The 8,546-nt window shown below is 38.7% G+C and carries 4 protein-coding genes and 1 pseudogene; 3 read left to right on the top strand and 2 right to left on the bottom strand.

What is annotated here, in order from left to right:
* From AAC037_RS01110 to AAC037_RS01100, 3 genes are all read left to right on the top strand, one after another.
* On the top strand, positions 1 to 1,229 hold a 1,229-nt coding region (locus tag AAC037_RS01110; protein ID WP_339901005.1), incomplete at its 5' end, for a RagB/SusD family nutrient uptake outer membrane protein.
* Positions 1,230 to 1,327: 98 nt separating this feature from the next.
* The gene (locus AAC037_RS01105; RefSeq protein WP_339901003.1) at positions 1,328 to 2,560 is read left to right on the top strand and encodes an alkaline phosphatase family protein; all 1,233 of its coding nucleotides are present in this window, start codon (positions 1,328 to 1,330) and stop codon (positions 2,558 to 2,560) included.
* 101 nt (positions 2,561 to 2,661) lie between these two features.
* Positions 2,662 to 4,872, top strand: a complete 2,211-nt coding sequence (locus tag AAC037_RS01100) for a DUF5916 domain-containing protein (protein ID WP_339901001.1) — start codon at positions 2,662 to 2,664, stop codon at positions 4,870 to 4,872.
* A gap of 67 nt (positions 4,873 to 4,939) precedes the next feature.
* On the opposite strand, the gene AAC037_RS01095 is transcribed toward AAC037_RS01100, so the two are convergent.
* On the bottom strand, positions 4,940 to 7,249 hold the full coding sequence (locus AAC037_RS01095) for a hypothetical protein (RefSeq protein WP_339900999.1): 2,310 nt from the start codon (positions 7,247 to 7,249) through the stop codon (positions 4,940 to 4,942).
* Positions 7,250 to 7,565: 316 nt separating this feature from the next.
* Positions 7,566 to 8,458 (bottom strand): annotated as a pseudogene (locus tag AAC037_RS01090) (AraC family transcriptional regulator).
* Positions 8,459 to 8,546 lie beyond the last annotated feature (88 nt).

Here is an 8,546-nt window from a genome sequence, read left to right as displayed (position 1 = left end):
GAACTCCCAGTAATTGGGCTGTTAAACAGTTCTATGCAAGGTTTGCTCTTTATGAGGGCACTTTTAGAAAGTATCATGATGAATTGGCTTTACAGAGTACTGCCAACACTTTTCTGACCAAGGCTAGTGAAATTTCTAAAATCATTATGGATTCCGGAGAATTCAGTATTTATAATACAGGTAATCCCGAAAATGATTATAAGGCGTTGTTCAATAGTCAAGACTTGACAAGTAATAGTGAAGTGATATTGTTTAATGCTTATGACCGTAATAAGGACAAAAGTAGTGATGTCAATACCGGGGTTTTTGGGACTTATGAACAATCTCCGGCTAGAGATTTGGTTCAGGCTTACCTGATGGCAGACGGCTCTAGCTATACTGACAATCCGGGCTTTGAAAATTTTTCTTACGTAGAAGAATTTCAAAACAGAGATCCTAGATTGTACCAAACTTTGGTTTATCCCGGCTGGGTCAGAGAACCGGAAACCAGTGCGTATATTCCTTTACTGAACAGAAATTTTACCGGTTACTACCAGCATAAAGGTTACAGTAATACTACCGACAACCTTGACTTAGGAGGCTTGGATTTTCCTGTGTACAGGTATGCAGAGGTGCTTTTGATCTATGCTGAAGCCTTAGCTGAACTCGGAACCTTAACGCAGGCAGATTTGGATGCCTCCATCAATCTACTAAGAAGTAGGGTAGGCATGCCATCATTGAACATAAATCAGGCAAATTCCCAACCTGATGCTTTCATGCAAAACAAATACCCCAATGTTTCCGGTCCAATGGCAGGTGTATTGCTAGAAATCCGTAGGGAAAGAAGAGTTGAATTGGCAGTAGAAGGTTATAGATTTGATGACTTGATGCGTTATGGCGCAGGAAAATTGCTGGAAAATATTCCTGAAGGCATGTATTTTTCCGGCTTGGGAAATTTTGACTTAACTGGGGATGGAATTCCGGATGTGAAATTGGTAGATGAAGATACAGATATCCCTGAAGATAGTAATAAAGAGGCAAATGAGTTAGGCGAAAAGCTTATCTATTATAAAGCAGGTACCATAGATGACAATGTGACGGTCTATCTTGAAAATGGTGAAGATGGCGGTACAATGGTCACTGAAGTCACATCTAGAAATTTTATTGAGCCCAAATACTATTACAGACCCGTACCAATACAACAGGTAACACTCAATCCAAACCTTGAACAAATTTTTGGTTGGGAATAATTAGTTGAAAAAAAAATGCCAGTTAAGCTGTTGGAACCATTTGGTTTCAACAGCTTACTTTTGTTTTACCTAAAAAAGAAATTTAATACCCTAATTAGATGAAGAAAAACACAATAAGGTTGGCCATTATTTTTGTGTTAGGCAACATGCTGACACTGGCTGCCCATGCCCAAGAGAAAAAGACCCTTTTTATTATTTTAGATGGTATTCAAAGGGAGCTTTTGGAGCGTAACCCTACACCAAACCTCGATGAAATTGCTTCCCAAGGCGGTTATAGTCATGCTTATGTGGGAGGTAAAAAAGGAGGCTATTCTGAAACACCTACCATTTCAGCCGTAGGTTATAATAGTTTGCTAACAGGAGTTTGGGTAAACAAACACAATGTCAAAGGCAATGGAATTCGTCAACCAAATTACAATTACCCAACCCTATTCAGGAACTTTAAGAACAGTTATCCGCATAAAACCACAGCAGTTTATTCTACCTGGTTGGACAATAGAACAAAGCTGGTGGGAGAAAATTTAGAAGCAACCGGTCATTTGCAGTTGGATTACCATTTTGATGGCTTGGAAATAGATACGCTTTCCTACCCTCATGACGATAAAAGTGATTATATCAAAAGAATTGATCAAGCTGTTGCTGCTTATGCAGCAAACGATATTATGGAGAAAAGTCCAGACCTGACATGGGTGTATTTACAATATACAGATGACATGGGGCACAGGTTTGGGGAAAGCCCACAGATGGATGCAGGTATTCAGGAAGCCGACAGGCAGGTTGGTTTAATTTGGAATGCGATACAGAAGAGAATGGAGGCGCATAATGAGGATTGGATGATCATAATTACGACTGATCATGGAAGAAAAGTTGGAGGTCGTGGACATGGAGGGCAAACTGATGAAGAGCGGGCAACTTGGATTGTTACCAATAAAAAATTCAATGATGTTTTTCAACAAACCCCCGGAATTGTATCGATTTTTCCTACCATTACTCATTTTATGGACATTAATATCCCTAAAAACCAAGCCATGGAGCTGGATGGTGCTGGGCTTTTGGGAGAAGCTTATGCCAGTCATTTGTCCGGTGAATTAGATGGTAAATCACTCAAACTATCCTGGAAAAGTTATTCATCCAAGGCCAAGGCAAAAATATGGGTCACAGCCACCAATCAATTCAAATATGGTGAAACTGATATTTATCGACTTATTGGAGAGGTCTCCCTTGTTGATCAGGAAGATATTTTAGATCTGAAGACAGAATACGAAGATTTAAAAGTAGTGATGGAGCTGCCCACCGGTTACATAAATGTTTGGGTGACGAATAAAAAATAATTAAAAGTTATTATAAATTACTTTTTAGAATACCATTAGTGTAAAACTAATAAAATATTTGGTGTTTGAAGGCTTAACTTAGCCTTTGAACACCTTTATTTATGTATAGACTAATTTTCACTTTCCTACTTTTATTATTAACATCTATTATTCTTTTAGGTCAAGAGGCTGAACATCCCGGGATTTTTGCGGAGAAGGCAGAGAATCCAGTCCATATAGATGGGATTCTCAATGAACCAATTTGGAAAGATGTAGGTTGGCAAAGTGATTTTGTTCAGACTTTTCCTACCGATACAGAAAAAGCCATTGCTGAAACCAAAGTAAAGGTAGCCTTTGATGATAAATTCATTTATATAGCGGCTATACTTTTAAATCCTGAGCCTCGAAAAAAATATGTGAGCACATCCTTAAGAAGAGACTATCGTGGCAATCAAAATGATGGAATCAGTATTGTAATTGACACCTTTAATGACAAAACCAATGGTTATATTTTTGGAGTTAATCCCTATGGTGTGCAAAGAGAGGCCATGGTAGGTAATGGTGGGTTGCTATCTACCGACTTTAATTTGGCTTGGGACAATAAGTGGTATTCAGAGGCCACGATACATGAGGACCACTGGATTGTGGAAATTGGTATTCCCTTGTCAACCTTAAGGTACAAAGATGGAGCGAAAGACTGGAACATTAATTTTTATAGGATAGACAGCAAATACTCCGAGAAAACCACATGGACCCCTATTCCTAAAACTTTTAATGTGACGCATACTGCTTTTTCTAGGAACCTTCATTTTTCTGAACCTTTGCCCAAATCGGGAGGGAACTATTCCATAATCCCCTATGCAGCAGTTGCTTCGACCAATAATTCCATTAAAGGTATAAAGGAACCCATGAAACCATCTTTTGGAGGGGATGCTAAAATCGGGATAGGTCCTGCGATGAATTTGGACCTTACCGTTAATCCTGATTTTTCTCAAGTTGAAGTTGATGAACAGGTGACAAATTTAGACCGATTTGAAATCTTTTTTCCGGAAAGGCGACAATTCTTTTTGGAGAATGTTGACCTTTTTGCTGATTTCGGTACAGACAGAATTAGGCCTTTTTTCTCTAGAAGAATAGGCGTGGACAGGGACGAAAACACTGGTCAAAATGTGCAAAATCAGATCCTGTATGGAGCCAGATTAAGTGGTAAGCTGAATGAAGACTGGAGAATAGGAGCGATGAATATGCAGACCGCCAATGATCCCCTCAGAGGTATATCAGGAAAAAACTTTACAGTGGCTGCCTTGCAGCGTAAGGTTTTTAACCGCTCCAATGTGGGTGTAATGCTTATCAATAGAGAAACCATGGATATGGAACAGGGTGGATTGAATTTAGTCAATGGGCAACATAATCGTCTGTTAGGTGTTGATTACAATTTGTTTTCAAAAGACAACCGATGGACGGGAAAGTTTTTTTATCACAAAACATTTGAAGAAAGTAAATTAAATAATACAGGAACAGGTCACGCCCAGCTTACTTTTACCGATGTAAACTTAATGGCAGGTTTGTCTTATTCCAATGTGGGAGAAAACTACAACCCTTTGGTGGGGTATACTCCTAGAGTTGGTTACCAGAGAATTGCACCAATCATAAGCTACACTTTTTTTCCGGATTCTAAACTTATCAATAGGCATGGGCCGGGATTTGAGTCGGAGACCTTGTGGACACCCTCATTGGGAGTTACCGATGAACTGCATACCCTGAATTACCTGATTCGCTTGCATTCTTATGCTGAAGTAACGCTCAGTGTCAATAATCAATATACCTATTTATTTTTCCCTTTTGACCCTACTAGAACAGGAGGAGAACCTCTAGCTCAGGGCACTTCTTATAGGTACAATTATTTTGGAATAGAAATGAGAACCGATCCAAGGAAGGCCTTTTCATTAAAAGGTACAGGCCAAGCTGGTCAATACTACAATGGTCATTTGGCAAATTTCATTGGTACTGCCCAATGGAGAGTTGGCTATACAGCAAATATATCTATGAATTTAAGTTACAGTAGGCTTAGGTTTCCCAAACCTCAAAAAGATGTGGATTTGATTTTAATCGGCCCGAGGTTTGACTTAACCTTTACAAGAAGTCTCTTTTGGACAACTTTTATTCAATACAATAATCAGATTGATAACATCAATATCAATACCCGTTTACAATGGCGATATGCCCCTGTTTCGGATTTATTTATGGTGTATACAGACAATTATTTTCCGGATTCATTTGCCTCTAAACAAAGAGCTTTTGTGATGAAATTGAACTATTGGTTGAATTTATAACTGGTAAATCAAAATAGGTGACTTAAACTTTCCAAGTCACCTATTTTAACTTTTGATTTTATTCAAATTATTTTAAATAATCAGGTCTTTTGGTTCCATTATAGGGTTTTGCACCAAGGTTGGTTTCACTAAATTTTTCCACAGTCAATAATTTTTTATCCGTAACTGTTGGAGCTTTGATAAAACCGTAATACCTACCTTTCCAATAATCTCTTAAATAACCGGTAGGCTCTGTGACCCTATTACCATTTGAGCCACCATCCAAAACAATCGCTCTTCTGGATTCTCTAAGGGCAGCTACTTCGCGCGGCGATATGGCTTTTAATCCACCTTCGTAAGAAATGTATCCTTCTTCTACAAACAAATCATCTCTATGAGAATTATTATAGCTGTAGTTGGTACAGTCTAGTGGCCATTCCCTGAGGTGTTGGGTCGCGGCTCCGAGATCTGCATCATTTCCTGTTAAGGCTGCATAGGTAAAATTAAACCAGGGAATTTTTTCCATACGTTTGATTTCAAAAGTCCTTTCCAAACTTCTTAAATAAGTGGATCGCAAATCAGGATCTTTTTCATAAGGAAGAAGTATCATATAAGACTCTAGTGCCAGGTTATCATCCCATGGGGCGATTTGTGAAGGAGGGAAGGTTTTCTTTTGTTTGATTGTGTTTTCCGGATAGCCCCAATTCACTAATTGATCATATCCTTTTTTGTATTTTTCTTCTCCGGTTAGTGCGTAAGTGGCATAAGTGAAAGCCAGTACTTCCAGGCCATTGATACCTCGGTCTTCATAGCCGTATGGCCTCAGTAAATATTCAGGGTTCCATCGGCCCCATCTGGTAGTTGCTCCATCAGCATCAATTAATTTCCAACCGTTATCCATTATATAAGAGGTCATCCTTGTCATATGCTCTTTTGCCAGAACCTTCTCTTTTCCTTTGGCCACCAAATCATGAAAGATAGCTACTGAGTAATAATGTGCAATGACCTCATCACTGGATGCATCCCCTTTCCAGTACCATAAACTGTCAGCAGTGGCATACCATTTGGCTGGCAGGCCTCCAGAGCCTCTATTGTTCAGCGTTCCCGGGTCTCCTTTTCTTGAGAATACTGCTCTTGAAATTAGCCCTTTTATCGGTGTTACCCTTTCAAGAAATAACATGGCCTGAAAAGCTTCCAATGCCTCTTCTCTGTCCGCTTCATCACCGGTCACAGCGTATTTATAACTCATGGCTGCTAGATATGTAGCCGTATGGGCGCCATCATTGTCACTGATCTCTCGGATCCATTCTCCGTTTCTTTTGGATAAAGTATGTGTGAATCCCATTCTTTTATGTCCGTAAGCTTCCATCCATTGTTCGTAATGGTCAGCTTTTTTCTGTAGGGTAAAAGGTTCGTAGTGGATAATTCCCAGTCCTACATCAGTGGCAGCTATTACTTTATTCTTGGTGCTTGATATACTATTGACCTTATTGTCAGGTAACCAAAGTTCTGAACCAAAATAATGAAATCCATCATTGGTCATTCTGATCAGACCACGCGGAGTTCCTATCCACATGTCGCTGTCAAATCCTCTGATCATTTGCGATGTGTTTTCAACCGGTAAGCCGTCTGTTCCTTTAATTGGCATAAGAGAGGTCCCTCTCAACAGGCCTAAACCTCGGTCTGTACTGATATAAAGTTTGCTCCCTATACTAAGTAAGTCTCGCGTATTTTTTGAGGGTAAATTTCCCCAATCAATCAGGTGTTCATTGACTACCTTCCCTGCCAACTGAACTAATTTACCGGGTTGCAAAATATGCAAGGTTTGGCTATAACTCTCAATGGCTGTAATGGGGCCTAAGGTTACTGGATCTGCAAGTAGCTGACTACCATCCTCCATAAGCATTGTTACATCACTAGACAGATAACCTCCTTCTGGTATAATATCTATTATGGTCCCATTTTCATATTTAAAAATGGATTCAGAAGTAGCCACGTGGACTTGATTCAGGTGCACACAGAAATCAACAATTCTTTCAGTGCTGATTTTACTCCATTTTTTCGCATCAAAAAGATAAAGGCCTGAATTGCTGCTTACCCATAGGTCACCTTTTAATACTTCAATTTTATTGACTGCTTCTGGAGCTCCTTTTACCGGTACTAGTTGCTGCCCTTGCAAAAGCAATAATTGACCTTCTTTAACCGTAAACACAGCTTCATCCAATATGGCTACCTGGTCTATGGGTTTATCAGTTGGGATTATCTCCCTGCGTTCCTGCAAATAGGGATTGTCTTCTACGGGCTTCCAGAATTGCTCGGTATTCCCTTGCCCCAGGAGGAAATTGCCATTTAACAGGGTGATCAGAATAATAAGCCAGGCTTTAAAAGTCTTCTTCATTGTCTAATTATTTGTGATTGTTAGTTAAATACCACTTTACAAGAAGAATGTACCACAAGCAGACTGTTTTTTTGCACTCGATTTGGTTTGGAAGAGACTGATAGAAGGGAAATTACAAGGCTAAAAAAAGTATATAAGTGTTTTAGGTTGTCTAAATATACAATCAGCTATTTTTTAGTACTGATAACAACAAGACAACTTTATACAAATATAGGTTTGCTTATAAAATGGAGATTTGGGGCTTGGAAACTCAAAAATTCATCTAAAGTTTCTCATCAAAACGCATATCCTGATAAGATGATATAAATAAATGGAATTAAGTTAAATAAACATACCTTGCCTGATACACCTTGGGGGTTTGCCCAAATTTATTTTTAAATGCCCTAATAAAGTAAGTAACATTATTAAAGCCTGCCAACATGCACACATCTTGAACCTGATGGTTGACATTTTGGAGCAATTGCGCGGATTTATTCAACCGCTGCTCCAAAACATATTCCATTGGGCTGATACCGAATTCATTTTTGAAAGTTCTTGAAAAATGAGTTTTGCTCATACAAGCTTTATTGCTTAATGACTCCAAGGTAAATTTCTCTTGTAAGTTTTGTTTGATAAAATTGACAACATGGGCGATTCTGTTTGAGTTTGCCAAAGACTTGTAGGTCTTTTCAAGTATATCTCTCGCTTGTGTTTGAGAAAGTCGGATAAGCAATTCTTTTAAAGCTAGCGAAGCGATTAGATCTTTCTCTTTTGACCTTTCCTTGACACCGATTCGAATAAATCGGTTGATGATTTCAGATAAGTCTTGATTATTTATCAAATGAAAATAATTCAAATCCAGTCCCCATTGCTTTTGCCACTCCTTGTCCGGTAGTTTTTCATTCAATAAGTTAAAAGTATTCTCAATCATGTCCTGGGAGATTGAAAGGGCAATGCATTGGGTAGGATTGTCTAATTTTGCCTCGGGAAAATCTATTTTCATTAATTCATTGGGTGGGACTATAACAGATTCTCCGGGCAAATACTCAAAACCGGGTTTGTCAAAAAGGTGCATTACTTTTTTACCCTTAATCATAGTGGTCAAAACCAAGTCTCCAAAATATTAAGTTCACAATTATTCAATGAATAGGTGGTCCTGTTTTCAACCAATGTTTTAAGGTCCAATTCATTTCTCCAAGGGACTCCGGCTATTAAGGGTTTTTGTGGCATAATAGTATCAACATTCAAGTTACCAAATTAGCATATATATGCCTTTTAGTATTTCACGTTGAAAGCATCTTATTGGTTGAATATCTCA

Source organism: uncultured Cyclobacterium sp., assembly GCF_963976465.1.
Lineage (GTDB): Bacteria > Bacteroidota > Bacteroidia > Cytophagales > Cyclobacteriaceae > Cyclobacterium.
This window is presented reverse-complemented; position numbering and strand designations above follow the sequence as displayed.

Bases quoted from the DNA above. Each gene is read 5' to 3' on its own strand.
- AAC037_RS01105 (WP_339901003.1), top strand. From the start codon at position 1,328: ATGAAGAAAAACACAATAAGGTTGGCCATTATTTTTGTGTTAGGCAAC.
- AAC037_RS01100 (WP_339901001.1), top strand. From the start codon at position 2,662: ATGTATAGACTAATTTTCACTTTCCTACTTTTATTATTAACATCTATT.
- AAC037_RS01095 (WP_339900999.1), bottom strand. From the start codon at position 7,249: ATGAAGAAGACTTTTAAAGCCTGGCTTATTATTCTGATCACCCTGTTA.